This window comes from Pseudomonas knackmussii B13, assembly GCF_000689415.1.
Taxonomy (GTDB): domain Bacteria; phylum Pseudomonadota; class Gammaproteobacteria; order Pseudomonadales; family Pseudomonadaceae; genus Pseudomonas; species Pseudomonas knackmussii.
On sequence record NZ_HG322950.1, the window covers coordinates 3,774,090 to 3,798,308 of the forward strand.

The 24,219-nt window shown below is 59.9% G+C and carries 26 protein-coding genes and 2 pseudogenes; 10 read left to right on the forward strand and 18 right to left on the reverse strand.

What is annotated here, in order from left to right; all coding sequences use genetic code 11:
- Positions 1-12: 12 nt before the first annotated feature.
- From PKB_RS29220 to PKB_RS17805, 16 genes are all read right to left on the reverse strand, one after another.
- Positions 13-675, reverse strand: a complete 663-nt coding sequence (locus PKB_RS29220) for an acyloxyacyl hydrolase (RefSeq protein WP_011489326.1) — start codon at positions 673-675, stop codon at positions 13-15.
- A gap of 25 nt (positions 676-700) precedes the next feature.
- Positions 701-1,003, reverse strand: a complete 303-nt coding sequence (locus PKB_RS17740; protein ID WP_020205774.1) for a DUF3861 domain-containing protein — start codon at positions 1,001-1,003, stop codon at positions 701-703.
- A gap of 31 nt (positions 1,004-1,034) precedes the next feature.
- Complete coding sequence (locus tag PKB_RS17745) at positions 1,035-2,069, reverse strand: HlyD family secretion protein (RefSeq protein WP_011489328.1); 1,035 nt, start codon at positions 2,067-2,069, stop codon at positions 1,035-1,037.
- 7 nt (positions 2,070-2,076) lie between these two features.
- The gene (locus PKB_RS17750) at positions 2,077-3,651 is read right to left on the reverse strand and encodes an MFS transporter (RefSeq protein WP_011489329.1); all 1,575 of its coding nucleotides are present in this window, start codon (positions 3,649-3,651) and stop codon (positions 2,077-2,079) included.
- Positions 3,648-5,183 carry an efflux transporter outer membrane subunit gene (locus PKB_RS17755; RefSeq protein ID WP_011489330.1) on the reverse strand — a complete coding sequence of 512 codons (1,536 nt, stop codon included), beginning with the start codon at positions 5,181-5,183 and terminating at the stop codon, positions 3,648-3,650. Before PKB_RS17755 ends, PKB_RS17750 begins: the two co-directional genes overlap by 4 nt.
- A 617-nt stretch (positions 5,184-5,800) precedes the next feature.
- Positions 5,801-6,289: an alpha/beta hydrolase gene (locus PKB_RS28795; protein ID WP_231401701.1), complete on the reverse strand. Its 489-nt coding sequence runs from the start codon at positions 6,287-6,289 to the stop codon at positions 5,801-5,803.
- Positions 6,193-6,693 carry an alpha/beta hydrolase family protein gene (locus PKB_RS30180; protein ID WP_049782196.1) on the reverse strand — a complete coding sequence of 167 codons (501 nt, stop codon included), beginning with the start codon at positions 6,691-6,693 and terminating at the stop codon, positions 6,193-6,195. The genes PKB_RS28795 and PKB_RS30180 overlap by 97 nt, the downstream gene beginning before the upstream one ends.
- 111 nt (positions 6,694-6,804) lie before the next feature.
- Positions 6,805-7,842 carry a 4-hydroxy-2-oxovalerate aldolase gene (dmpG, locus tag PKB_RS17765; RefSeq protein ID WP_011489333.1) on the reverse strand — a complete coding sequence of 346 codons (1,038 nt, stop codon included), beginning with the start codon at positions 7,840-7,842 and terminating at the stop codon, positions 6,805-6,807.
- Positions 7,843-7,857: 15 nt separating this feature from the next.
- Positions 7,858-8,799, reverse strand: a complete 942-nt coding sequence (locus PKB_RS17770; protein WP_011489334.1) for an acetaldehyde dehydrogenase (acetylating) — start codon at positions 8,797-8,799, stop codon at positions 7,858-7,860.
- A gap of 60 nt (positions 8,800-8,859) precedes the next feature.
- Positions 8,860-9,624: a 2-keto-4-pentenoate hydratase gene (locus tag PKB_RS17775; protein ID WP_011489335.1), complete on the reverse strand. Its 765-nt coding sequence runs from the start codon at positions 9,622-9,624 to the stop codon at positions 8,860-8,862.
- Positions 9,621-10,430: a 2-keto-4-pentenoate hydratase gene (mhpD, locus tag PKB_RS17780; protein WP_011489336.1), complete on the reverse strand. Its 810-nt coding sequence runs from the start codon at positions 10,428-10,430 to the stop codon at positions 9,621-9,623. Before mhpD ends, PKB_RS17775 begins: the two co-directional genes overlap by 4 nt.
- A gap of 14 nt (positions 10,431-10,444) precedes the next feature.
- Entirely contained in the window at positions 10,445-10,897 is a 453-nt protein-coding gene (locus PKB_RS17785) for a RidA family protein (RefSeq protein ID WP_038457523.1), read from the reverse strand.
- Complete coding sequence (locus PKB_RS17790; RefSeq protein ID WP_011489338.1) at positions 10,887-12,365, reverse strand: 2-hydroxymuconic semialdehyde dehydrogenase; 1,479 nt, start codon at positions 12,363-12,365, stop codon at positions 10,887-10,889. Before PKB_RS17790 ends, PKB_RS17785 begins: the two co-directional genes overlap by 11 nt.
- 58 nt (positions 12,366-12,423) lie before the next feature.
- A complete protein-coding gene (locus tag PKB_RS17795; protein ID WP_011489339.1) occupies positions 12,424-13,236 on the reverse strand; it encodes a DODA-type extradiol aromatic ring-opening family dioxygenase in 813 nt (270 codons plus the stop codon).
- Between the two features lie 44 nt (positions 13,237-13,280).
- Entirely contained in the window at positions 13,281-14,195 is a 915-nt protein-coding gene (locus tag PKB_RS17800) for a DODA-type extradiol aromatic ring-opening family dioxygenase (protein ID WP_011489340.1), read from the reverse strand.
- An 11-nt stretch (positions 14,196-14,206) separates the two neighbouring features.
- On the reverse strand, positions 14,207-14,620 hold the full coding sequence (locus PKB_RS17805) for a RidA family protein (RefSeq protein ID WP_011489341.1): 414 nt from the start codon (positions 14,618-14,620) through the stop codon (positions 14,207-14,209).
- A gap of 227 nt (positions 14,621-14,847) precedes the next feature.
- Here PKB_RS17805 and PKB_RS17810 point away from each other — a divergent pair, with 227 nt between their 5' ends.
- From PKB_RS17810 to PKB_RS17840, 8 genes and pseudogenes are all read left to right on the forward strand, one after another.
- A complete protein-coding gene (locus PKB_RS17810; RefSeq protein WP_020205767.1) occupies positions 14,848-15,333 on the forward strand; it encodes a MarR family winged helix-turn-helix transcriptional regulator in 486 nt (161 codons plus the stop codon).
- 480 nt (positions 15,334-15,813) lie between these two features.
- Positions 15,814-16,224, forward strand: coding sequence for a DoxX family protein (locus tag PKB_RS17815; RefSeq protein ID WP_020205766.1), 411 nt, complete (start codon positions 15,814-15,816; stop codon positions 16,222-16,224).
- Between the two features lie 21 nt (positions 16,225-16,245).
- Positions 16,246-16,905 (forward strand): TetR/AcrR family transcriptional regulator, encoded by a 660-nt coding sequence (locus PKB_RS17820; protein WP_011489344.1) that lies wholly within the window; start codon positions 16,246-16,248, stop codon positions 16,903-16,905.
- Positions 16,906-17,017: 112 nt separating this feature from the next.
- Complete coding sequence (locus tag PKB_RS29225; RefSeq protein ID WP_011489345.1) at positions 17,018-17,437, forward strand: DoxX family protein; 420 nt, start codon at positions 17,018-17,020, stop codon at positions 17,435-17,437.
- 145 nt (positions 17,438-17,582) lie between these two features.
- Positions 17,583-18,527, forward strand: a complete 945-nt coding sequence (locus PKB_RS17825; protein ID WP_038457521.1) for an NAD(P)H-binding protein — start codon at positions 17,583-17,585, stop codon at positions 18,525-18,527.
- 430 nt (positions 18,528-18,957) lie between these two features.
- Positions 18,958-19,644: a TetR/AcrR family transcriptional regulator gene (locus tag PKB_RS17830; protein ID WP_011489347.1), complete on the forward strand. Its 687-nt coding sequence runs from the start codon at positions 18,958-18,960 to the stop codon at positions 19,642-19,644.
- On the forward strand, positions 19,641-20,165 hold the full coding sequence (locus tag PKB_RS17835) for a MarR family winged helix-turn-helix transcriptional regulator (RefSeq protein ID WP_011489348.1): 525 nt from the start codon (positions 19,641-19,643) through the stop codon (positions 20,163-20,165). The genes PKB_RS17830 and PKB_RS17835 overlap by 4 nt, the downstream gene beginning before the upstream one ends.
- A 21-nt stretch (positions 20,166-20,186) precedes the next feature.
- Positions 20,187-21,097, forward strand: a pseudogene (locus PKB_RS17840) (LysR family transcriptional regulator).
- A gap of 25 nt (positions 21,098-21,122) precedes the next feature.
- On the opposite strand, the gene PKB_RS17845 reads toward PKB_RS17840, so the two are convergent.
- On the reverse strand, positions 21,123-21,485 hold the full coding sequence (locus PKB_RS17845) for a helix-turn-helix domain-containing protein (RefSeq protein ID WP_479687521.1): 363 nt from the start codon (positions 21,483-21,485) through the stop codon (positions 21,123-21,125).
- A 57-nt stretch (positions 21,486-21,542) separates the two neighbouring features.
- On the opposite strand from PKB_RS17845, the gene PKB_RS17850 reads away from it, so the two are divergent.
- A complete protein-coding gene (locus tag PKB_RS17850; RefSeq protein ID WP_011489351.1) occupies positions 21,543-22,184 on the forward strand; it encodes a substrate-binding domain-containing protein in 642 nt (213 codons plus the stop codon).
- A gap of 314 nt (positions 22,185-22,498) precedes the next feature.
- Positions 22,499-23,109: pseudogene (locus PKB_RS17855) on the forward strand (LysE family translocator).
- Positions 23,110-23,252: 143 nt separating this feature from the next.
- On the opposite strand, the gene PKB_RS17860 reads toward PKB_RS17855, so the two are convergent.
- The gene (locus tag PKB_RS17860) at positions 23,253-24,137 is read right to left on the reverse strand and encodes a LysR substrate-binding domain-containing protein (protein WP_012248462.1); all 885 of its coding nucleotides are present in this window, start codon (positions 24,135-24,137) and stop codon (positions 23,253-23,255) included.
- Between the last annotated feature and the right edge of the window lie 82 nt (positions 24,138-24,219).

The following is a 24,219-nucleotide window of genomic DNA, read 5'->3' on the forward strand; positions in this document are numbered from 1 at the left end:
GCCCGGCCGCCTTCACCACGGGAGAGAGAAGCGCAAGGACATAAAGTTCTCACCCGGATTGGGTTTCTTGATGCCGGCATTCGAGAAGTGCTGTACACGCAAGGAAACCTCGTAGGCCTTTTCCGGCCCAAAGCGGTAGCCAATTGCCAGCACTTCCGTGAACTGGAAGGCCGTGCTGAATCGACGCTGCCCTGAGTTGTAGAGACCGTCCAAGACGCTCCCTCCCAGGCCTGCCTCAAAGAACCAAGGAGATTTCGGTCCGGCGGGCTGGTAGCGCCAAGCCATCAGGGCTCCAAGCTGGGAATAGCCGCCTGTTGTGCCATCAGCATGGTGCGACCTCCAATGGCCACCCCATAGATCCCAATGCAGGGTCAGCGGACCCGCATCACGACTGATGCCCTTGAAGAGGCCAGAAGGCACCATCACGCCCACGTTCATTGCGCGTGTTGCGTCGCCTTGCAAAGAAGTCGCTCCAGCCTGCACATACATCTTCGCGTCGACAAAGCGAGCCTGGGCCGCAGAAACAGCCGGCAGAGCACCTACGGCCGTGCCAAAGAGAATGCGCACGCCGTGTTCAATGACAGTGCCGCGATGCCCACCACCGTTGCAGGTCCTCAGTCCGGCGAGCCTATCTGTGGTTTCTGAGCAAGGTGTCATGACCCAGCGTCCCTTCATATCCTTTGTTGCGCGAGCAGCTGGGTCATCGGTCCGTCTTCGACCCAGCCTTTAGCTCCTTCACGAACTGATATAGATGCGGCAGGAACGAAGACAGAAGCGGGTTATCCTTGTTTGCCAGGATCGCCCAGGCAAACAGCTTCAACCCGACCGCAAATGCCGCCGCGTCATCTTGGCTACTGAAGTCACCTCTGCTGCGAAGCCATGTCACGACGGAGATGATGTCGTCATGATTTCCGGCCTCAAATTGCAGAGGCTTGCGATCGCTGGGGATGCCATGCGAATCAGTCAACTGCTCCACAGTTACGCGATATCGGTATTGCCTCATTTGTATGGCTCCTCATGCTGGACGAATGGCGCTATTCACCGATGTGGATCCTCGGCGTCACGGACATACCGACGCGCAAATTCGCGGCACCAGGCTGGTCGGGGTCAATGCGAATGCGCACGGGTAGGCGCTGGACGATCTTGGTGAAGTTGCCCGTGGCGTTGTGTGGCGCGACGGCCGAGTAGCTGACGCCACTGGCCGGTCCGAGGCTCTCCACGGTGCCCTTCAGTACGGCCCCCGGCAAGGCGTCCACCTTGATGTCCACCGACTGCCCTGGCTGCACACGTGCCAATTGCGTTTCGCGGAAGTTGGCCGTGATGTAGACCGCATCGAGCGGGATCACCGCCACCAGCGGCTTGCCAGCATTCACGAATGCGCCGACGCGCACTGACTTCTGACCGATGAGGCCGCTGATGGGCGCTGTGATTTGGGTATAGGAGAGCTTCAACTCCGCCGCGTCCTGCGCCGCCTGCGCTTGGGAAAGTGCAGCCTTGGCTTTTTCAAGATCGGCTTTGAGGATGTCCGTCTGTTGCCGTGCCGCTTGCAGGCCCGCGCGGTTCCTGTCTCGGCTGGCCAGCCGAATGGCCAACTGCGCCTCGGCCTGTTGGCGCGCTTGGATCGAACCTGATCCGTCTGAAGCCAGGTTCCGATAACGCCTTTGGTTGGCCTCTGCCAATTTGAGTTCTGCGTCGTCCACCGCGACTGTCGCCTGAGCCTGACGTATGGCGGTCTCCTGCTGCGCCACGCGCGCGGCAAGCCCCGCGACGCTGGCCTTCGCGGCGGCGACTTGTGCCTTTGCCGCGTCCACCGCAACGATGAAGTCTCGATCGTCGATGGCCGCAAGCAGATCCCCGGCTTTCACTGGTTGGTTTTCTTCGACCAGCACCTTGCCGATCACTCCCGACACCTGGGGGGCGACGAGGGTGAAATCGGCCTGTACATAGGCGTCGTCCGTGGATTGGGTCGATGCGCTGGATTCGGGGCGATTCAGATAAATGACACAGCCCACTGCCACTGCGAGGAGCAGCACGGCACTGGTGATCTTGGCTTTTTTCGGCATGGCCATGGCGGAACTATCCTTGGGACGACGATGTGGATTGCGAAGCGGGGGCCTGCAAAATGGGAGCGGGAATGTAGGTCAGTCGCAATACGAAGGGGACCATCACCAGCGCCAAGACGCCCAGGACGCGATAGGCATCCGCGACCGACAGTACCAGTGCCTGCTGGGCGATGACTCCCATCAGTTGAGCGGGCTCCAGGGCAAGCGGAACGGAGTTGCCTACCAATGCAGCGTGATCCAGCAGCATTTCCGCGTGGACCCGCTGACTCACGGTCACAAGTTGCCCAACCACGGCGCCCCCGATTAGCGACCCCAGGGCGCGCAGCGTGTTGATGTTCCCCGACACATACGGGCCTTCGCTGGGGTGCACGACACTGGTACCCAGGAACAGCAGCGAGACGACCGCCATGGGCTGGCCAAAGGCTTGCAGCGTCTGCGTCAGCACGAACTGGTCGCGGTTCCAGTCGGAAGTCAGTTGCGCGCCAAGGAAGCACGCCAGGCCGATCAATAGCAGGCCGCCCGCGAACACGAATCGGGCATCGACCCATTTCCGGTACAGGAACAGCGCCACCACGGAACCCAGGGCGAGTTGAGGCAGCGCGACGATCAGCCCGATCGGTGCCATCTGAAGCGGTCGGTAGCTCTGCAGTGGCCCGAGAAAGGTCATTGGCAACATCACGCCGGAGGTCAGCACGACCAGAAGGCAGATGAACAAGGTGAAGCCCAGCGCCAGGTTGCGGCGGCTGAGCATCTGCAACTTGATGAACGGCGTGGGGTGATACCACTCCGTTAGCAGATAGGCCCCCAGCAGCGTCAGCCCGGCCACCAGCGAGACGACGATGAGGGGTGAATTGAACCAGTCCAGCCGAACGCCCTGATCCAAGGCGACGGCAATCAGGCCGAATGCCGGTGCGCCGAAGGCCATACCGGGCCAGTTGGCCTGCGGGAAACGGTCTGTCTGGATGGGGTCTTTGGGCAGGCCCCATCCGATCGTCAAGGCGGCAATCGCCGCGAGCGGAAGAATCTGCCAGTACACCCAGCGCCAATCGAACAGGCCATCCGTCCATTGCCCCGCCAGCCAGATCGAGAGATTGGGCGAGAAGGTGGCCGTCAGTGCATACAGCGCCAGTCCGTGCAGTCGGATGGGGGGCGGCAGAAACTTCAACGCCGCCATCATCAGCACGGGAATCATTGTGCCGCTGGCGATGCCCTGCAGAAACCGCATGGCCAGCAGCAGATCGAGGTCATGGATGAAGGGGATGCACACCGCCAGCAAAGTGCACGTGCCAATCATCCACAACTCGAAGCGGCGCACTGAAAGCGTGACGGCGAACCACGCTGAAAATGGCATGGCGATCACTTCGCCCGCGCTATAGACGGTGGTGAGCCAGGAGGCATCGTCCAGGCCGAAGCCCAGCGCGCCACGCACGTCGGCCAGTGCCAGCGCGCCCACGCGGTTGTTCAGTCCGGCCATCATGGCCGCGATGAGGATGCCGACCAGTCCCGCAATCGCCCGCTTCGGAGGGGCTGCCGCAGCGGTTGCCGCGGGCGGCGGCGCCGTCGACGACTGCGACGCTGCGGCGCTCATTGGTCAACCTTCGATTGCGAGGTGGCCGACGACACAGCGGTCGTCAGCGACGCGTCGCCGCCGGTCTGCTGCTCGGAAGAGAATGCGCCGGGGTCCCAGCCACCGCCCAGGGATTTGTAGAGATTGACCAGGGTGAGCGCGGCGTTGGTCGCGCTGGCATTGAGGCTGGTCTGGCTTGCGAGGACACCGCGCTGTGCGGCCAGGACGTTCAGGTAGTCGGCAGCGCCTTCCTGATAGCCGCGCTCGGCAGCATGCAGCGCCTGCTGGTTCTGCTCGTACGAAACCACCAACTCGGCATGGCGGTTCTGCTGGGCTGCCCAGGCGTCCAGGGCGTTGTCCACTTCATGCCAGGCTTGCAGCACCGTCTGCCGGTAGCCGATGGCGGCAGTTCTTTGCCGTGCCTCGTTCAGCGCCAGGCGCTGCTTCAGACGCCCGCCCTGGAAGATGGGAAGATAGACCGTGGGGCCGACGGAGAAGAACCGGGAATCCCAACTGTCGAGGTCGTTGAACTCGAAGGCTTCGACGCCGACCCTGCCTTTGAGGCCGATTCGCGGGTAGAAATCGGCTTTGGCGACGCCGATGGCTGCCGTCGCAGCATGGAGCTGGGCTTCGGCGCGCTGTATGTCCGGCCGCCTGTGCGCCAATTCGGAGGGCAGGCCCACCGGCACATTGGAAGGAAGCGACGGCAGAGGCATCGCTTCAAGCAACTGCGCATCGAGGGCGCGCGGCTGCTCTCCCAGCAGCAATGCCAGGACGTTCATCAGCGTGTTGCGGCGCTGGACCAATTCGGGTACCAGCGCCTCGACCGTTGCCAGTTGCGCGCGCGCCGAAGCGGTTTCAAAACGTGTGGCGACGCCATTGCGCTCACGGCTTTCGGCAAGGCGGAGCGTGCGATCGGCAACCTCCAGGTTCTGCCGGGTGATGTCCAGTTGCGCTTGCGTGCCGCGCAATTGGAGATAGGTACGGGCCACCTCGGCGGACAGGGCCACGCGTGCCGCCTCGCGCTCATACACCGTGGCCTCGAAGGCGGCCGCGGCGCTTTCGCGCGATCGACGCGCGCGGCCCCATAGGTCGAGTTCCCAACTGGCGTCGAATCCCAACTGCCAGAAGTCGCTCGCGCTCGTCGGAGCACCCAACGCGGCAAACTTGCCGTGCTCGCTGATGGCCTCGCGGGAATAGCCCGCCGAAGCACCCACACTGGGCAGCAGCAGCGAGGAGGCAATCCCCAACTGCGCCCGACTTTGCTCGATGCGCTCGGAAGCCATCTGCAGGTTCAGGTTGCCCGCCTGCGCACGGGCTTGCAGATCCGCCAGTACGTCATCGTTGAACAACGTCCACCATGAAGACGGGAAGTTCGCGGCGGATGTCTCCTGAGCCTGCGCGTAGTCCGCCCTGGGCGACAGTTGAACGGCTGCGAGCCTGTCGTCGGGTTTCACGAAGTCAGGACCAACCGCGCAACCGACCAGGGAGATCGTGCAGAGTGCCGTGCCTGCCTGTCGCAGCAGTTGTGAGAGCAGCGGTTGTGACGTCATGAAAGTTCACCCAATATACGAATAGTACCGAACCGCTCGGTTTGACATAAAAGAAAAGTTAACCAGCAGTTCAAATAAATTCCGAGCATCCTCATAACTTCGGATGCTCAGCGGCGGCGTGGTTGAGTTTGACCGTACCGAGCGGTTTGGTACTATACCGATTTCGGGGCGTTGTGTCAAAACACCCCAAGCAGGTGCGATGCATGGATCAAGCCATGACCGCCATACCGCCGAGCGGCGGACTGGTTGGTTGTGGCATTGTGATCGCCGAAGGCCGCGCTTGCGCAGGCTCTTGCAGAGGCATTCACTCTGGCCAGCCTGGCAGGCCATACAAACGGTGGTGGCCGACTAGCTGACCAACGCAGCGGCGGCACGCAGCGCCTGAAATTGGCGTAGGCGTAGTAGCAAAATTTCTCGAGCGAATCGGCGCAGCGCTGGACGCCATCACCACGGCGGGCCTTCTGATGACCTGCATCACTTCGAGCGGCGTCAGCACAGCGCGGTTTCCCCTGCCGCGACGCCATCAGGCGCCCGGAGCACGGGGCGAGTTGGTGGCCGGAATAGTTGCACGGCACGCCCAGATCGGTCGTGGTACCGAGCGTTTCGGGGGGCGCTATTCATCCATCCATCAGCTCCAGCACAGCCTGCACGAGCCGGCTCTCCGGATCTTCGAAGCCCGCGACTGCCGTGAAATGGTTGCAGTTGTGCTGATCCAACTGGCGAACCTGTGCGCCTGCGGCGCGCCAAGCATCGGCAAAGGCAGTCGACTGGCGCTGAAAATCTGGAGGCTCGTCGCCGCCGACGGTGATCACCAGAGGGAATCGCGAGGTATCGGTCGGCACATGGAACAAGGGACTTTGGCGAAAAATGGTGTCGTGGTCTAGTTGGAGCTTGGGCTGCAACCACGAATAGCGGAACGGTGTCAGGTCGAAAAGTCCACTAACAGGGACATCGCCTTTGACGAGGTCTGGCGGTAGACCATAGTCAGCTTGCCAATCAGTGAGAGCGATCATGCCGACTTGATGGCCGCCTGCGGAATGGCCGGCGACGTAAATTCGGTCTGGATCAACGTTGTAGCGCTGCGCGTTACGGTACAACCAAGCCACGGCAGCGCGGCTCTGTCGGATGATTTCATCGATCGATGCCTTGGGGCACAGGTGTAGTTGGTCACCGCCACGGTTACGCCGTGCGGTACAAGTCCGCGCGCCATAAGGCTCCATTCCTTGCTGGTAGTCGAGCTCCACCAGCCACCGTGGATAAAGACGACGAGAGGCGAGCCGGTGCGACTGGACGGAAAAATGTCGACAGTCTCATCCACGGTGGGACCGAAGCGCTCGTCCAGATAGCAGTCCAACTCGCTGCGCGCCAGCTTGCTGTGCGCCAGCTTGCTGTGCGCCAGCTTGCTGTGCGACGTGACCCATTCCCAGATGGCGCGCATATCCTGGGGCGCCTCGCAGTCGCATTGGAGGTCGATTTCTTCTTGCGTAGTGAACTCCCGATACAGCTTCATATGTAGTCTCCTGTGGATCGGCTCAATAGGTTCGGCATGGGTAATGCGTTTTCCCAAACGCCTAGAGCGGAGCGAGTAGCTGCTCCCCGATGCCATTCGTCTAACCGCTAGCTACGTTGTCGTCTGTTGTGCCAAATCGAGCGCCACATCGACGATCATGTCTTCTTGCCCACCAACCATACGACGCTTGCCAAGCTCCACCAGAATATCGACCGTCTTCAGACCATACTTGTGACCGGCGGCCTCGGCGTGCCGCAGGAATGAGCTGTAGACACCGGCATAGCCGAGCGCGAGCGTCTCTCGATCAACACGCACTGGACGATCTTGCAGAGGGCGAACGATGTCATCGGCGGCATCCATCAATCTGTACAGGTCCGTACCATGCTGCCAGCCCATGCGTTCCGCGGCGGCGATGAATACCTCCAACGGCGCATTCCCGGCACCCGCGCCCATGCCAGCCAGGCTTGCGTCGACACGGATAGCGCCTGCTTCTACGGCCACGATGGAATTGGCCACGCCGAGGCTGAGATTGTGATGCGCATGAATCCCAATGGCAGTTTCCGGCTGCAAGACTTCACGCAGCGCGAGAACACGATCTCGAACATCGTTCATGTTCATCGCGCCGCCGGAATCGACGACATAGCAGCAGGTCGCGCCGTAGCTTTCCATGAGCTTGGCCTGCTCAGCCAGAGCTTGCGGCGAGGACATGTGACTCATCATTAGGAAGCCCACCGTGTCCATGTCCAGCTTGCGAGCGAGTTCGATGTGCTGGCGCGACACATCGGCTTCAGTGCAGTGGGTGGCGACACGCACGATGCGCGCGCCGGCGTTGTACGCGGCCTGCAGATCATGCACGGTGCCTATGCCTGGCAGCAGGAGTGTCGCGATCTTGGCGTGCTTCACAACATCGGCTACAGCTTCGATCCATTCCACGTCGGTGTGAGCGCCAAAGCCGTAGTTGAAGCTCGAACCCTGAAGGCCATCCCCGTGCGCGACCTCTATGGAGTCAACGCGGGCCTCGTCCAGCGCCAGGGCGATCTGACGTACCTGAGGCACAGAGTATTGATGGCGGATAGCGTGGCTTCCATCGCGCAAAGTGACGTCGGAAATATAAAGCTTGGACGCTGCGGCGTTCCCGTTGATGCTCATCGTTGTGCTCCTCGTTCAGGCGGCGACCGTCCCGGCCGTCATCCGTGCTGCCATTTGTTCGGCTGTGCGAAGGCCGGCGCTGGTCATGATGTCGAGATTTCCCGCGTAAGCCGGCAAGTAGTGCGCTGCGCCTTCGACTTCCAGGAAAATGCTGGTTTTCAGGCCGGAGATGCGGCCCACGCCTGGCACGTTCAGGTTCTCGACACGATCAAACTGCACGGTCTGCTTCAATCGATATCCTGGCACGTAGCTCTGGACATCGGCGGCCATCCGGGCAACCGAATCGGCAATAGCTGCTTCGTCAGCCACGTCGCTGAGCGTGTACACGGTGTCGCGCATGATCAAGGGCGGATCGGCGGGGTTCAACACGATGATGGCCTTGCCTTTCGATGCGCCACCCACAACTTCAATGGCCTTTGAGGTTGTCTCGGTGAACTCGTCGATGTTGGCCCGAGTCCCTGGCCCGGCACTCTTACTAGCGATAGAAGCCACGATCTCGCCATAGTGGACCTGGGTCACGCGAGAGACCGCGGCTACCATGGGGACAGTTGCCTGGCCGCCGCAAGTCACCATGTTGACGTTCAGCGCATCCAAGTTCTGTTTGCCATTGACTACGGGGATGCAGTACGGACCGATGGCGGCCGGCGTCAGGTCAATGACGCGGATACCGGGTTTGTACTTGCGCAGCAGTGCATCGTTGTGGACGTGAGCCCCGGCGCTCGTAGCATCGAACACGAAGTCGATTTCCTCGAAGATGGGCAGACGCGTCAAACCCTCTACACCTTCGTGTGTGGTGCCTACGCCCAGGCGAGAAGCACGGGCAAGACCGTCCGAGGCAGGGTCGATCCCCACCATGGCCCCTACTTCGATGTGACGGCCGTGACGCATGATCTTGATCATCAGGTCCGTGCCGATGTTTCCGCTGCCGATGATGGCGGCTTTGAATTTTCGGGTCATAGAGAACTCCAGATATAGACGCTGCAAGTGCGGTGGTGCGCTTGACGCGCAAGACCCCAATCAAACCAGTTGAAAGCTAACGCTCCCCAAGCCCTGCATGCGCATCGAAATGTGCTGACCGGGATAGATCCACTCCGCGGGCGTCGCCCCCCCGGCCAGAACGATCCAACCGGCCTCCAAGGGTTCGTTCGCAGCGGCCGAAACCCGCGCTGCGGCGACCAGCGAGCGCAGCGGATCGCCGAGCAGCGCCGCCGTGGAGCCGACCTGCACGGCGCGGCCGTCCAGGCTCATGACCAGCCCCAGGTTGCCGAAGTCCGTGGCCGGCGAATGCCAGCCGCCAACCACGAAGCCGCTGGAAGACGCGTTGTCCGCGATGACCTCCGGCAGCGTGAACTTGAAGTTCTGATAGCGGGAGTCGATCACCTCCAAAGCAGGTGCAATCGCTTCGACCGCCGCCAGCGCCTCGGCTCCGGTGACATTGCCCGCCAGAGGCTTTTTCAGCAGGAATGCCAGCTCCGGCTCGACCCGGGGATGCACGAAACGCGAATGCTCGACATTGGAGCCCTCCTCCAATTGCATGGCGTCAGTCAATCGGCCCCAGATGACATCGGACAGCCCCATCTGAACCATCTTGGCCCGGCTGGTGAACCCCATCTTCACGCCGACACGCCGCTCGCCCCGCTCAAGTCGACGGGCGATGGAGCCGCGCTGGATCTCGTAGGCGTCGGGCAGGTTCAGTGTGTTGTCGGTGTCGAACTGTGGGACCTCGTGCGCGTATCTTGCGGCGTCGTCCAGGCGGATGATGATTTCTTCGTGCACGCTCATGCCGCAACTCCATTCATTTGGTTGGATTCAAACTCTGTGCGAACGCTTCCCACGCCATTGATGTGGCACTCGAACACGTCGCCCGGCTTGACCGCGACCATCGGGCCCAGCGCGCCCGAAAGGATGAGTTCGCCGGCACGCAGCGGCTTGCCCAGGCGGGACATGGTGCGCGCCAGCCAGACCACAGCGTTCAGGGGGGTGCCCAGGCAGGCCGCGCCTGCGCCGGTAGACACCGGCTCCCCGCGGCGCGACAGGCACATTCCTACCAAGCTCAGGTCCAGGCCACGGGGAGAAATCGGCGTCGATCCCAACACGTAGACTCCGCTCGAAGCGTTGTCGGCCACGGTATCGACGAACTTGATGTTCCAGTCAGCGATGCGGCTACCCACGATTTCCAGCGCTGGAACCACGTAGTCCACAGCCTGCAGGACCTCCTGGTGCGTAGGCTGCTCCGTGTCCAGGTCGCGGCCGAGGACAAAGCCGATTTCTGCCTCGACCTTCGGTTGATGAAGAATCGACAGAGGGATCGTCTCGGCATCGCCAAAGGACATGTCATCGAAGAGAGCACCGAAGTCGGGCTCGTCCACACCGAGTTGCTGTTGAACGACGACGGATGTCAGGCCGATCTTGCGACCGACCACGCGCCGGCCCAGCGAGATTCGCCGTTGTGTGTTGATGCTCTGGATCGCGTAAGCGTCGTCCACGTTCATGTCCGGGAACGTGTCGCGCAGGGGCGCGATCGGTTTGCCGCTTTGCATCGCCTGATAAAGAGACTGAGCGGCCTCTTCGCGTTGTTGTGGTGTCACGATAGAACCTTCCTCTATGCGTCTGGGGCCGGCGGCTTGTAGGCCACTGCCTTGATTTCGATGCGCAGCATCGGGTGAGGCAGCTGATGGACAGCCACCGTAGTGCGGGTTGGACCGTCGTAGCCGAAGTACTCGGCGTAAACCTCGTTGTAGCCCTTGAAGTCGCCCATATCGACCAAGTAGGCCGACAGCTCGACCAGATCCGTCAGATCCGCGCCTGCGGGCTGCAGGATGGCCCGGATGTTCTCGATGACCGCGCGGGTCTGCGCACGGATATCTGCATCCAGGACGCCCATGGGGTCGGCCTCGGCGCCGACAAAGCTGTTGTCGGGACGGCGCGAGCTGGTGCCTGAGACAAAAAGAAAATCGCCGGCGCGCTTGATGTGGGGAAACTTGCCGCGCGGCTGCGAGCGGCCTTCAACCACGGCCGACGATGTAGCGCCCGTGCTCACGGTCTTATCTGTCATGGGAGCCATCCGGCGCATCTACATGGATGCAGACATTCGTGAGCTCGGAATAGAAGTTCAGCGAGTGGAGCCCCCCCTCACGGCCGATACCCGACAGGCCGCTGCCACCGAACGGGGTTCGCAGGTCGCGCAGGAACCAGGCATTGACCCAGGCGACGCCCACGTTCATGGACTGCGCGACGCGATGAGCCTTGTTCACATTGCTCGTCCAGATCGTCGCGGCCAAGCCATAGGGCGTCGCGTTCGCGCGCTGGATAACTTCTGCCTCCGAGTCGAAGGGCGTGACGTGACCAATCGGCCCAAAAATCTCTTCCGTGACGCATCGTGCGTCGTCGGGCAGGCCGGCGAGTAGTGTCGGTTCAACCCAGAAGCCGCCATCGAGCTGGTTGCCGAAAGAGGGTGTTCCGCCGCCTGTGATGAACTCTGCGCCTTCCTCGCGCGCCAGCGCGTAGTAGCTGAGCACCTTGTCGCGATGGGCGGCAGAGATGACAGGCCCCATGCACGTCGCCTCGTCGGTGGGGTCACCGAGCTTGATCTGTTTCGCGCGTTCGGCAAGTGCCTTCACGAAGCGGTCATAGATTGGCCGCTCGACGAATATGCGCTCGGAGCACAGGCAGACTTGGCCGCTATTGAGGAATGCCGCGCGCGTCATGCCTGCCACGGTCTTGTCAAAGTCGCAGTCGGCGAAGATGATGGCGGCGTTCTTGCCGCCCAGTTCGAACGACACGGGCTTCACGCCTTCCGCAGCGGCGTGCATGATGGCGGTGCCCGTCTTCGACTCGCCCGTGAAGGTGATGGCATTGATGCCCGGATGCGTGGTGATGAACTCCCCAGCCGAGTTCGGGCCGAAGCCATGCACCAGGTTGAAAGCGCCAGCAGGTAACCCTACCGTCTGCATGACCTCGGCGAGCAGTGTGGCGGTTCCAGGCGTCTCCTCCGATGGCTTGGCCACCACCGCATTTCCGCAGGCCAGTGCGGGGGCGACTTTCCAGCTGAACAAGAGCAGCGGGAGGTTCCAAGGAGAAATGATGCCGACCACGCCCAAGGGCTTGCGCACGGCGTAGTTGATCGCATGGGAGCCGCCAGGCAGATCCGTGCGGAAGGTGTCCAGCGGGGCCGTCTTCAGAATATCCGCAAAGATGCGGAAGTTCGCGGCGCCCCGGGGAATGTCCAGTTTTGAGGCGAGCGACACGGGTTTGCCCGTGTCGCTGACCTCGGCGGTCAGGAAGTCATCGGCGCGTCGATCAATCTCGTCTGCAATGCGATACAGCATGTCGGCCCGATCCGAGACGCTGGCCGAGCCCCAGCCGCGGACGGCCCGATGGCCGGCCGAGACAGCCTCATCAACCATCTCCCTGGTGGCCTCGTGCACATCGGCGAAACGAACGCCGGTCGCCGGATTGATCCCTGCAAACCGCTTGTCGCTCTCGACGAACCGGCCATTAATGAAGTTTTTGTACTGCTTCAAAACGAATGCTCCTTTGGAGGCAAATTTGGCTTGCGCCGCAAGCCCTGTCGATAATGCGCTACTGGACGTCAAACTGGACAATAGCGCCACCACTGCCGTAAAGCGGGGCATACTCATGCACCGTCGCCTTCTTGAAACTGGCGTTCATGGCACCGAGCAGCCAATAGAAGTGCTTGAGGCCCATGTCGGGGCGAGCCTCGGTGGAGTACTGCGGAAGGATCGCGCGAATCGCCTCGATGTCGCCGCTTTCCATGAGCGCCAGCACTCGCTGGTTCCACTTGTCATCGGCTTCGGACAGGATGTGGTCTTTCTCCAGATCGATGTTCTCGCGGAACGCACTGTTGGACAGGCCACCTATTCCCAGCACGGCCGCGCGCTTGTCCTGCAACGCAGCCGAGGCGATCGCGCCCAGTTGCTCCGTTTGCTCGGCGCTGTGGTACAGGTTGTTCGCTGCGATGACGACCGGCAGGCTGGCTGAGCCGAAACCCATCAGCGTCGTGGCGGTGATCGTTCCGGTGTCGATCGGGAACTGGTCGTAATCGACACCGCGTGTCTTGATCCCCGCAGCATTGCAGGCGTCTACGCAGCGCTGGGCCAGGGCGCAGTCCGAGTGGATGTCGAAGGCCTGCTCGCCGAATTCGTGCCAGTTTTCATCCACGTGCACGCCGGTGCTGCGCGCGCGTGTGATCCACAGCTGGTCAAGCACCGCGAACCATTGCGTTGAATAAACAAGCACGCAGTCGGGTTTCGATTCAGCAAGTGCTTTGCCGGCTCGCGAAAGGCCTTCGCGGATGCGCCCCCAAGGCGTGATATCGGGCCGCAACTGCGGCAGTGGGCTGCCGGGGAGGAGGAATGCAGAAACGATGGTCATGTTGAAGTCTCCTGCTTCTTATGCTTATGGTGGACTCAGGCGGCTTACGCCACGGACTCCAAACGGGAAAGGCCGACATCCTCAAGGTTCCACTCGATCACCGCGTTGCCAGTGCCGATGACGGTGCCGTAGCCATGTAGCTTGCCGGCCAGTTCGGGATAACCCATCGCTGCGTGCATCCAAGTGAATGCACCGGACTTGATTTCAGCAAAGGCTTCTTCGATGAACTGAGGGAGCAGTTCGAAGACTTCCTTCATGTGGCCCTTGCGCATGAGTTCGATCATGCGTACATCCCACAAGTAGCCGTCGTAGCGCTCCGGGTGCTCTTTGGACATGTCCTCAGGCAGCGCAGGCTCCTCATGGAAGTGCCAGTGCGACAGCGTATTGCTCGCCAGAAGGACTGCACGCCGCCCCGTCTTCCGAATAGCTTCTCGCGTGGCACGACCGAGAAGGTCCATCTCGCCCAGCCCCTCTTTGGTGTTGAGGTAGTACGGCGTGTTGTTGGCCGAGATCCCCACCACGGGGATATCCCATTGCGGGCGGACCATGTGCAGCGTGGTGATGGTCCCGTAGTCCACGCGGAAGCTCGGGTTGCGCATCATCTTGCTGACCAGACCCAGCTTGGTTGCTTCCTCGCAGCAGGCCTCGGCCAGTTCCACATCGACGTTCATGCCGAAGTCGTAGCGGAACAGATTCGGAAAGATGGGATCGACCGAGCGCCCCGTAAGCCGAGGTACGCCCAGGAAATGATGGCCCACCTGAGTGATCCAGTGCGGGGAATGGACGATCAGAACATCGGGCTTCAGATGCTCGATGTTCTCGCGCACTTGATCGTAGGCCCAGCGCAGCGGTTCCCAGCCGCCTTGCGACCTCGGTTCGTTCTGAGGCGGGTTCTCCCCATAGACCAGATGCGGCGGATGGGGCGCCAAGAGGCCGGACAGAATCTTGCCTTCGTTCATAGCAGTTCTCCTCAAATTGACAACTGAAACTCGATTTCCACCGCAGCACCCAGCGGGAGGGACTTCACGACCGTGAAGGTTCTGGCGGGTGGAGCGAGCTGAGTAAAAAATTCGCTCCACACCTCGTTCATGCCATCTGCTGCACCTTCGCCGGCGCAGTACACACGCGCCACCACAACGCGCTCAAGGGACCAACCTTGTTCCGCACAGAGGGCTTGGATATTCCTGAAGATTTGCCGGGTCTGCCCCGCAGCCGTTTCAGCGGCCAGGCCGCCCGTAGCCGGGTCCAGACCAACAAGCCCCGAGACATAGACATCCGAGCCAACCTGGACTGCAGGCGAATAGCGGAAGTGAGGGGGCGGGAGCGCGTCTGACCGTTCGATGCGCCGCAACAGAACCTGTGGCGTTGGCTTGATGGTTCGCATGGTTTACGCTGATCCTTTGATTGTCTGCGTCCGTATGAAACGTATACGTACTATCGTAAGGGGCGTCCACGCACCGGAATATAGGTGATAACCCTATGTTTATCGCCTCAAATACTCAAAAAAACCCCTCCTGGGTCCACTCTATAGTACGTACACGACGTATTGTCAATATGATGGGACCTATCGTAATATTCAGTACCTACCGCTACATACGACTGCCACCCGCAATGAATTCCAACTCGTCGTCTCGTGCTCTCACGAAGGAGGTTCAAGCCCTCCTTCGGCATTTCCGGCTTGAGGATGTGCCTTCCCACCTGCTACGCCGCGCACACTTCAAGGCCGAGGAGATCTTCGCCAATGCGTTTTCCGAGGAAGGGGTCACGCCACGGCAGAAGGCGACCCTGGTGTTGCTTTACCAGGAGCCAGGCCTCAGCCAGAGCGCGCTATCTGAACGCTTGGCGATGGATCGCAACACGGTGGCCGAGATGGTTCGACGGATGAGCAGCAGTGGTTTGATCGAGCGCAGACCATCACCCTCCGATGCTCGCGCCTACCAGCTCTACGTGGCACCTGCGGGAATCGAGTTGCTCAATCGAGTGATGCCACGCGATGGATCCGTTGAAGACCAGCTGCTCGCTCGCCTGCCAGAGGAGTACCGCGGCCTTTTCGTCAAGTGCCTACGCTTGATCGCCGAAGACAGTGATCGAGCCTGATCGGACGCGAGCAATTGAGCCGAGACATTCCCCCGCTCAGGTGGTGTTCCATCAATGAGCGTCAGTCAGTAGGCGTGAGTTCCATGTCATCGTCCATCCTCCGTCATTGCCGCTCGACAAAGTGACGGAGCACGATGGATGCGCGCCCGATGCCGGAGGAGACTGGCGGGACGGCGTTGCCCAGGCTGGCATCACGACCGGCGCTGTCGGCCCTGCTCCTGCTCTCCGGTCCTCGATTGGACGGCATGTGCACGCATGGTCCGGGCGATGACGCCGCCGCGTCATTCGCACAGTCCGTGTTCTACCAGAGTGGGCACGGCGTTGCATCGACGGAGCAATGGTTCTTCGTTCGAGCCCGTGCCTGCAATCACGCCCAAAACCCCGCATGGGCCTCATGTCCCTCCGACTTGCCACGTGTACCTTGCCCTGGCTCAATCTATTTACTATACTCGCAAGTCTGCTAAATGTGCTTGGTGCGCCATGGAAAGCTTCTTCACGCCGCTGCTCACTCATCCCGTCACCTTGGTGGTCGCCAAGGTCGTGCTGACCTTCGTGTTCTGGACGGCAGGCCTGTTCGGTGTCTTCAACTTCAAAGTCATTGTTCAGGAGATGATCGATGCAAACTTGCCATCGCCTCGCTTATTTGCGATTGCAACAATGGCTACCCAGCTCACTGGCTCGGCGCTGGTGATCACGAATTTCGCTGGACTTGGATGGATTGGTGCTTTTGGCTTGACGGTCTTTCTTCTTCTCACAATTCCCATAGGTCATCCTTTTTGGAAGTTCGAAGAACCAAAACGCACGGGTGAGTTTCATATCGCGCTTGAGCACATCACTGTCGTGGGTGGCCTCATGCTTGCGGGCATTCTTTCGACGCTGCCTTTGCCGTGATACGCAAAGCTGGAGCATTTCATGACAAGAGAGAAACGGCCCCGCGGAAGACCGAAAGACGATGCGAAGAAAACAGCTTTGCTGGACGCTGCACGCGCATTGCTCCTGGCCCGCGGTCCTGACGTCACGATAGATGAAATCGCGGCGAGCGCCGGCATCGCAAAGGCGACCGTCTACGCGAATTTCGCGGATAAGAACGCTCTTATCGAAGCCGTGATCCGACGAGAGTCGGACATGACCATCACGGATGAGCAGCTTGTCCGGCTGGCTAAGGCCCCCATCGCAGATGCGCTGTTTGAGTTTGGGGTGCAGTTCGTCAGATTCATCAACCACCGTGACCTGCTCGGCTGGGATCGATTGATCGCCTCTCTGGAAGCCCATCAAACCGAGCTACCCAAGCGATTTTTTGATCTAGGCCCAGGTCGCGGTCAACGTTTGCTGACGAAGATGATCGCGGACGCTGTAGCGAGCGGTCAGATTGAAACTGATGACGCAGCTTATGCCGCCGATGCGTTGACCGGTCTTTGGCTCGGGTTCGTTAACCTCGAAATCAAGCTTGGTGTTCGTCAACCCATGAAAGCGAATGAGATAACGCAGCGGGTCAGACGAGGAATAGATATCTTCATGAAAATATATGGGAAGCACGATGAAGGTTACCCATTTACTGCGCACTACGGCTAGGGATATGTCGGCTGAGCACATCGAAGCAGTGTTCTGGCGGTTCACGGTTGAGCCGACGGCAGGCCGGTGCTCTCAATTTTTTGACCATTCTCACGTACTGGAGTAAGAGTGCATGCGTAACATCGTCGATTCCATTCTGGGTAGTCGCTGGCTTTGGCTGGTAGCCCGCGTGCTTTTAGCGGTAGTTTTTCTATCCTCCGGATTGGCCAAACTCATAGACTTTGAGGGCGGGCTGGCTGAAATGCGAGGGGCTGGATTATCGCCAGAAGGTCTGTTCAATATAGCAACGATCGTAACGATGCTAGGCGGGTCTGCACTATTGCTGCTGGATCGACTCTTATGGGTTGGCGCTGGAGCACTGGGCTTTTTTTTGTTCCTTACGATTGTTGTGGTACATCGCTTTTGGGCTCTCCCCGAGGCGGAAGCAATGCCCGCCTTGTATGTTGCACTTGAACACATCTCGTTAATTGGCGGATTGATTGCTGCCAGCATTGCCGGTCACCTGCACAAGCGTCTTCGTTCCGGCAAATAGGCGCCCAACCGCCGTTTTAGTTGGCCCATGCGTTTAGACGGGTCTGGTGCAAGCTGGAGTTGCTCGTGCATTGATTGAGCTTTGCAGCCGGAGCGCTGTTATCTTGTGGTGGCATCTGATTTGATCTACGCCGCGGGAATTAATCATGTTCGATTTCTCCTATATTCGCATCCTCACTGCTTCTGGCGCCGTGCCTAGTCGCCGGATGGCAGAGGTACTGCTTGGCGCAGGAACCACCTCCATCGTCGCACAAGGCTTGCACGCAAAGCAGGTTACCCAGCTTGCCTCACGACACTCGACGAATTTGAAAGTCGACTTTCACGATGCCGCTTTGCTCAGAGATGCGCTGCATGGGGTCGATCGACTTTTGATAGTGCCGGCCAGTAGGGCTGATGCTGCCGTGTACCACTTGGCTCAGGTACAAGCGATTGTGCAGGCTGCAATCCAGGAGCGCGTACAACACCTTATCTATCCCTCGGTGGCGGCCGTCTCGCTGCCCTGGGCATATCGGCATCTGGCCTCGGAGCGCCTCATTGCGCAAAGCGGTATTGGATTTACGATCTTACGCATTGGCACCCTGGCCGACTGCATTTTTCATCGGTTGCCGATAGCCCTGAGATCCGGTGTATGGCCGACTTCCGCAGGCAAGGGCCGTACGAGCTACGTTTTACGTGACGACGCTTTCAGTGCCAGTGCTGCTGCACTAAATGCACACACTCTGCCAGGCGCTGACTTGGTTATTTCGGGCACGCAAGACTTTTCTATGGGTGAACTTGTGCGCGAGATCAACCTCATCTTTGGTGCACACATCGAGCCTGCCCATGTCGATGACGACGTCGTCCTGGCAACGCTCACGGGCGCCGGCGTGCCGGCATCGATTGCAGCAGGACTGGTAGCAACGGACCGAATCATGCGGCGCGGCGACGCTCACGCTGTCGGCGAAGGAGTTAGGCAACTGACTGGCAACCCCGCTGTTGCAGTGCGAGAGTTCCTTTTAGAGCGACGGATTGATGTCCTTCTGGCCAGCAAATACGGTTGGAGTCGGGATGTCGCCTTCACTCGCCCACCTTCGTCGGTGCAATTCCTCTAGGCGCACTTCACGGAAAGCCCTGATCGCGGCTTTGCGTTGTCCTCATCCGATTGACGGCCGTCGCTGCCTGCCAATCTCGGCATCTCACCACAGCACGAGCTGCGTGGCCTGCAATTGGGCTGCTGTCGCAGCAGCTCTTTTGGGCAAGTCGTTGGCGGCATCCTCGTCAAGGTCGGAAGAGCCCGCTGGCAGGAATGAACTGCGCCGACGCTGGCCAGACACTACTCGTCTACCACTGGCGGATGCAGCACGCTGGTGTACCGAATCGCTCGGTGTGCCATAGCGCAATTAAGATCAAACTGGCAGCTATCTCACAAGTCGATATAAGCAATGCGCCGGCGCGCTAGGGAATGTGCTATTCAAAGTTGAAGCGTACCGAGCGGTTTGGTACTATGCTTCATCTAGGCCCTTGTGTCGGGAATCCCGCTCCATGCAGATGCAACGCACTAACCAAGTCATGACCACCTTGCCACCGAGCAGCGGCGAGCTGAACGCCAAGGCTCTTACCGTCCTGCGCGCGGCACGCCACGTCTTCCTGACCCATGGGTTCAGCGCGGCAACTACCGACATGATCCAGCGCGAGGCTGGGGTGTCGAAGTCCACGGTATACGCACACTACGCGAACAAGGAAGCCCTCTTCACAGCGGTGATCGAGGCCGAATGTGCGGCGTTCACGAACACGGTGCATGGCATCGAGTTCCGCCCTGGAAAGCTGCGAGAGACGTTGACCATGTTAGCCCGGGCCTACCTGGACATCGTGCTTTCGCCCAGCGGGTTGGCCGTCTTTCGCGTCGTGATCGCTGAAGGCCCGCGCTTTCCCAAGCTCGCACGGACGTTCTACCTGGCTGGCCCGCAGGTCATGACGACGATGGTGGCCGAGCAACTGGCTAACGCAGCGGCATCCGGTGAGGTCGATCTTGGTGAGATTGGCCGTGAGACGGCTGCCAGTCTGTTTATCAACCTGGTTCGGGGCGAGCCTCAGCTTCAGTGTCTGACCCATCCGGATGCCGCGCCTTCCTCGGCGCAGATTGACCAGTGGGCGAACGCGGCGGTGGTGACATTCATGCGTGCCTATGGCCGCCGTGAGGAAGCGTCCAGTAAACGCTCCCGATCATGATGACGAGTGGGTCAAGCGGCACACAGCAATTTGATGCGGCCCTTCGGCTGATGGAGCTTTCTACGGCCATCACGCGACTTTTTGCTGCACGGAATCAAGTGCTGAATCGCTTGGCTGCTCCATTTGGTTTGACTGCGGTTCAAGTGATGGCGCTACACCACATGTCGGCTATTCCAGCATGTACGCCCAGCACGTTGGTTCGTAGTCTGGTAGTCGATTCCTCTTCGGTGACGAGGCTGTTAGATCGGCTTGAGAAGAAGGGCATGATCCAGAGAGCGGCGCAAGAGCGCGCCGATCGCCCGCACGATCGAAGAGTGATCGAAATTGTTCTGACTGAGCGCGGAAACAAGGCGATAGACGAGTTGAAGTCTCATTGGCGCTCCGCGCTTGCGGAATTGACGGAGGCGCTCAAACAAAGCGAGATACATGCCTTATTGCGCCTGCCGCAATTGTGCAATCAGGACGCGCTTCAACTTGACCTCGATAGCAAACCGTTGTCCCTCACAGAACCACGGCCGTGAAACGGGAATCGGGGGCGCTTCATGGAGCTACGTCACCTTCGCTACTTTGTTGCCCTCGCTGAAGAACTGCATTTCACTCGTGCCGCCGAACGTCTGCATATCGAGCAGCCCCCCTTATCCCGGGCCATCAAGGAGTTGGAAGATGAGCTAGGGGTCTTGCTCTTTGATCGGGACCGCAGGGGAACCCGGTTGACCGCAGCAGGCACCGCGTTCCTGCAAGACACTCGCCGATTGTTCACCGTCCTGGAGCAAGCAAGAGAGAATGCCAAGGCCGTTGCGGCGGGCTCGCGAGGCAGCCTGCGCATCGCAGTATCCGATGGCGCGATCGATCCCTGGCTATCGGATTTTCTCGCCAGTTGCCGCGCTGAAGAGCCAGACATCGAGATCCGCTTGTCCGAGGTACCTTTGTCCGAGCAACTGCGTGGCCTGCGAGCCGGCGACTTCACCCTCGGGTTCGCGCACACGGCCGAAGTCGGCGAGGGCATTGTTGCTGAGCCGATCTGGCAAGACCCGCTGGTGATCGCAGTACCTGTCAGGCATGAGCTGCTTGCCCACAAGGCAGTCCCGCTCCATGAACTCGGCGGCCATCCCCTTGTACTCTGCGATCCACAGGTGTGCGAAGGTTACTGCCGTGAACTGGCTCGGCTTCTACTGCTTCTGGAGCGCGAACCGAATGTGGTCGAGCACGTATCTTCGCTGGAGATGATGCTTACCTTGGTCAGCGCGGGCTTTGGCGTCGGCTTCACGACGGCGACCAGGGTTGCTGTCAGTCCACGACCAGATGTGCTGACCCGCCCCCTGGCGTGGATTCGGCAGTAATCACGACCTATCTGCTCCGACTCGGCGGCGGCGATGACGTGCCGGCGTCGTTGGAGCGCTTCATCGTTCGTCTGCGTGATCTCGTCCGCCTACGTGAGAATCTAGGTGGCTGACAGAGCCAACCACGGACGTTCAGCTTCAAGAATCGGTCCGGGCGCCGATGCCAAGGTAGTGCTCCGTTGCAGCCATCAGGTCAGCGGCGCTTATTCTGAGCGCCATGGCAATTTTCAATATGACAGGAAGCGTGGGCACGTGCTCCCCGCGCTCGATCTTGCCCATGTGCGAGCGCGAGATGCCTGCCCGGGATGCAAATTCGTCTTGAGCAATACCTTGAGCGACGGCGCAACGCACAGGCCTGTCCGAAGGCCAACGCTGGTTCGGATTCATACGTCGATGTGCCAGCGGGGCGGCCTGGCTGAATAGTGGGCTTCTGCATTTGCAGAAGCGTTCGGACAAACCTCTGAAATTAACCACGTTAAATTTATAGACGTTAAAGTTCACTCTTGCTTATCATATGGGCTCCTCCTTGACCTGATTAGCCGCCTCTGCGGTGCCCTTATGCACAACGCTACCGGCCAGTCCCCCCGTCTCAGGCTCGCCATAGCGCCAGGCGCGCCGTCGCCACAGTTGTCGGCACTGCTGGCGCTGCAACGCGCGGAAGAGCCCGATGTCGCTCTCGCCTTCTTTGAGGTTTCAGGTCGCGATCTGCATGCGGGACTACATGACGGCCGTTACGACGCGGGGGTTTCAATTCAGGTATCGAGCGACGCGGCGCTTAAAGCGCAGCCGTTGTGGGCCGAGTGCATGGCCGTCGCCATGCCGCTACGATTTCCATTGCTTGATCAGGCGACACTCACGATCGCCGATCTGCTGGACTTCGCCCTGTATCGCTGGCAGGCGGAAATCTGTTCCAAGTTGGATGAGCGGCTTTCCACGCCCCTGCCGACAGGTCGACAGAACATCCGGTACGTCACTTCGTTTGGCCTGTTGGCCACGTGGGTCGCGGCCGGCTACGGCGTCGGGGTGTCCGCGCAATCGCGCATCGAGCACGCTCACAGATGGGGGATCACGATGCGGCCGCTCATCGATGGCCCCTACGAGATCGTGACACACCTGCAGCGGCCCCAGGAGCCAACCAGTTCCGTTGTGGAGCGATTCGAGCGAAGAGCGTTGCAGGTCGCAAGGGCGAGTGCTGCATAGTGGACGCGCTCTTGAGGACTGGATTGGTCAGGAATACGCGCCGGCTACGCTGCTCACGCTACCGCGATGCGTTTTCGAGTGAACGTGCCACGCGGTTGACTGCGCCGTGGGTTAGATGCGACTCGACCATCGCACGGCTGAATTCTCCAAGTGGGCGGCAGCCTCGAAACAGCGTAGCACCCGCTAGGAAGGCTGACGCGTACCGGAAGATGTCGAATTCAGTTCTCCATTATTGGCCGGAAAGATCGATATTCCTTCACGTTGATTTTGAATATCATCTGCCTTAATTTCATTGTTTCCGACCGGATACGCCAATGACCGAATTAATAGCTGTCGTCACAATCACCTTGCTGGCCGTCATCAGCCCTGGGCCGGACTTTGCAACGGTTACGCGCAATAGCTTGATGCTGTCGCGCCGCGCGGGCGTGCTGACCGCATTGGGCATAGGCTTAGGCATACTGGTACATATCACCTATACGTTGATCGGCGTGGGCCTGCTAATCCAGCAATCGCTTTGGTTGTTTAACACCATCAACTGGTCGGTGCTGCCTATCTAATTTATCTCGGCATAAAAATGCTGTGCACGAAAGCTGGCGGCGCACTGACCGAAAAGCGTATGGCGCCGCTCTCGGATGGCGCTGCGCTGCGTACCGGTTTCCTGACCAATACGCTGAACCCCAAAGCCACGGTATTCATCGTCAGCCTGTTTATGCAGGTGGTGCGGCCCGACACTCCGCTGGCAGTGCAGATTGGCTATGGCGCTTTCATCGCTGCGGCGCACATGGGCTGGTTTAGCCTGGTGGCCTTATGCTTCTCTGCCGGTGCCGTGCGCGATCGTCTGCTGGCTTTCCGCCATTGGATCGACCGTGCCTTCGGCGGGCGGCTGGTCGGCTTCGGAGTACTGATAGCGGTGGCCCGGCGCTGATTGCGTCGGGCATTGCCCTCGCTGCGCGTGCCTTCCTTTTAGCGTGAGCCATGTCGCAGTAAGAGTTGGAGTACAGCGATTGATGCCCGCTTTACGGCCAGTGTTATGCCGAATTGCGGGCTCGACAACCTAACGATTGGCATCTATTGCGATTCTCGAATAGGTAGCAAGTTCAAGAATGTTTTCAGAATCGGCGCAATGTGATCGTGACGGTAGATACAACTGACCGGTACAGTGGCCTTGGAGCCCACGAGTTCAGTGAAGCCGAAGTCAGGCCACGAAATCATGGCTACTGTCTCGGGAACAATTGTCACGCCGACGCCGGCCAACGCCAGAGCCATGGCTGCATTGACGTCTTCAACTATGGCGACAACCTTTGGCTCCACTCGCGCGTTTTTGAATACGCCGATGACTTCGTCTGCGAAACTGGGGCGTCCTTCTCGCGGGAACAGGATCAAGGGCTCGTTACGAAGCGCGCTGCAATGAACTTGCTCACCAAACGAGCGAGCGCGCGACTTTTGCGCACCCAGAAATAGCCTCTCATTGGTTACGTTTCGGACAACTACACCCTCCTGATAGGGGTAGAAACGCCCGAACCCGATATCGATGGTGCCAGCGTCCAGCGCTTCAATCTGGCGGTTCTTGCTCATCTGCGTCAAGGACACAGTTGCCGAGGGAGCAACCGACAAGAGTTGCCGCAGCAGTAGCGGTAGCGTATGCAAAACGACGGTTCCGAAATAGGCGACGCGCAATTCCCCGATTTCACCGCGCGATGCTGCACGTGATCTCACCCTTGAGATCTCGGTAACGTGCAGTAGGCGCCTGGCATCCTCTAAAAATGTTGTACCCGCTGCCGTCAATTCGACGCCGCGGTGCGTGCGTTCAAACAGCACCACGCCGAGATCCTGTTCCAGGGCCTGTATTTGGCGGGTAATGGGCGGCTGGGAAATATGCAGGCGTCTTGCCGCAGCACCGATATTTCCCTCTTCTGCGACCGCGATGAAATAGCGAAGCTGCCGAAATTCCATTTAAGACCTCTGGTTTTCCCTAGGGGTGGACACCGCTAAGCCATACCGATCCCGTATTGCAAAGGCTAAAAAAAGGTATTGG

Bases quoted from the DNA above. Each gene is read 5' to 3' on its own strand.
- PKB_RS29225 (WP_011489345.1), top strand. From the start codon at position 17,018: ATGCGTAACATCGTCGATTCCATTCTGGGTAGTCGCTGGCTTTGGCTG.
- PKB_RS17740 (WP_020205774.1), bottom strand. From the start codon at position 1,003: ATGAGGCAATACCGATATCGCGTAACTGTGGAGCAGTTGACTGATTCG.
- PKB_RS17755 (WP_011489330.1), bottom strand. From the start codon at position 5,183: ATGACGTCACAACCGCTGCTCTCACAACTGCTGCGACAGGCAGGCACG.
- PKB_RS17825 (WP_038457521.1), top strand. From the start codon at position 17,583: ATGTTCGATTTCTCCTATATTCGCATCCTCACTGCTTCTGGCGCCGTG.
- PKB_RS17795 (WP_011489339.1), bottom strand. From the start codon at position 13,236: ATGACCATCGTTTCTGCATTCCTCCTCCCCGGCAGCCCACTGCCGCAG.
- PKB_RS17770 (WP_011489334.1), bottom strand. From the start codon at position 8,799: ATGACCCGAAAATTCAAAGCCGCCATCATCGGCAGCGGAAACATCGGC.
- PKB_RS17815 (WP_020205766.1), top strand. From the start codon at position 15,814: ATGGAAAGCTTCTTCACGCCGCTGCTCACTCATCCCGTCACCTTGGTG.
- PKB_RS17835 (WP_011489348.1), top strand. From the start codon at position 19,641: ATGATGACGAGTGGGTCAAGCGGCACACAGCAATTTGATGCGGCCCTT.
- PKB_RS17800 (WP_011489340.1), bottom strand. From the start codon at position 14,195: ATGAACGAAGGCAAGATTCTGTCCGGCCTCTTGGCGCCCCATCCGCCG.
- PKB_RS17820 (WP_011489344.1), top strand. From the start codon at position 16,246: ATGACAAGAGAGAAACGGCCCCGCGGAAGACCGAAAGACGATGCGAAG.
- PKB_RS17785 (WP_038457523.1), bottom strand. From the start codon at position 10,897: ATGACAGATAAGACCGTGAGCACGGGCGCTACATCGTCGGCCGTGGTT.
- PKB_RS17850 (WP_011489351.1), top strand. From the start codon at position 21,543: ATGCACAACGCTACCGGCCAGTCCCCCCGTCTCAGGCTCGCCATAGCG.
- PKB_RS17745 (WP_011489328.1), bottom strand. From the start codon at position 2,069: ATGGCCATGCCGAAAAAAGCCAAGATCACCAGTGCCGTGCTGCTCCTC.
- PKB_RS17860 (WP_012248462.1), bottom strand. From the start codon at position 24,137: ATGGAATTTCGGCAGCTTCGCTATTTCATCGCGGTCGCAGAAGAGGGA.
- PKB_RS29220 (WP_011489326.1), bottom strand. From the start codon at position 675: ATGAAGGGACGCTGGGTCATGACACCTTGCTCAGAAACCACAGATAGG.
- PKB_RS17805 (WP_011489341.1), bottom strand. From the start codon at position 14,620: ATGCGAACCATCAAGCCAACGCCACAGGTTCTGTTGCGGCGCATCGAA.
- PKB_RS17810 (WP_020205767.1), top strand. From the start codon at position 14,848: ATGAATTCCAACTCGTCGTCTCGTGCTCTCACGAAGGAGGTTCAAGCC.
- PKB_RS17750 (WP_011489329.1), bottom strand. From the start codon at position 3,651: ATGAGCGCCGCAGCGTCGCAGTCGTCGACGGCGCCGCCGCCCGCGGCA.
- dmpG (WP_011489333.1), bottom strand. From the start codon at position 7,842: ATGAGCATCAACGGGAACGCCGCAGCGTCCAAGCTTTATATTTCCGAC.
- PKB_RS30180 (WP_049782196.1), bottom strand. From the start codon at position 6,693: ATGAAGCTGTATCGGGAGTTCACTACGCAAGAAGAAATCGACCTCCAA.
- PKB_RS17775 (WP_011489335.1), bottom strand. From the start codon at position 9,624: ATGAGCGTGCACGAAGAAATCATCATCCGCCTGGACGACGCCGCAAGA.
- PKB_RS17830 (WP_011489347.1), top strand. From the start codon at position 18,958: ATGCAGATGCAACGCACTAACCAAGTCATGACCACCTTGCCACCGAGC.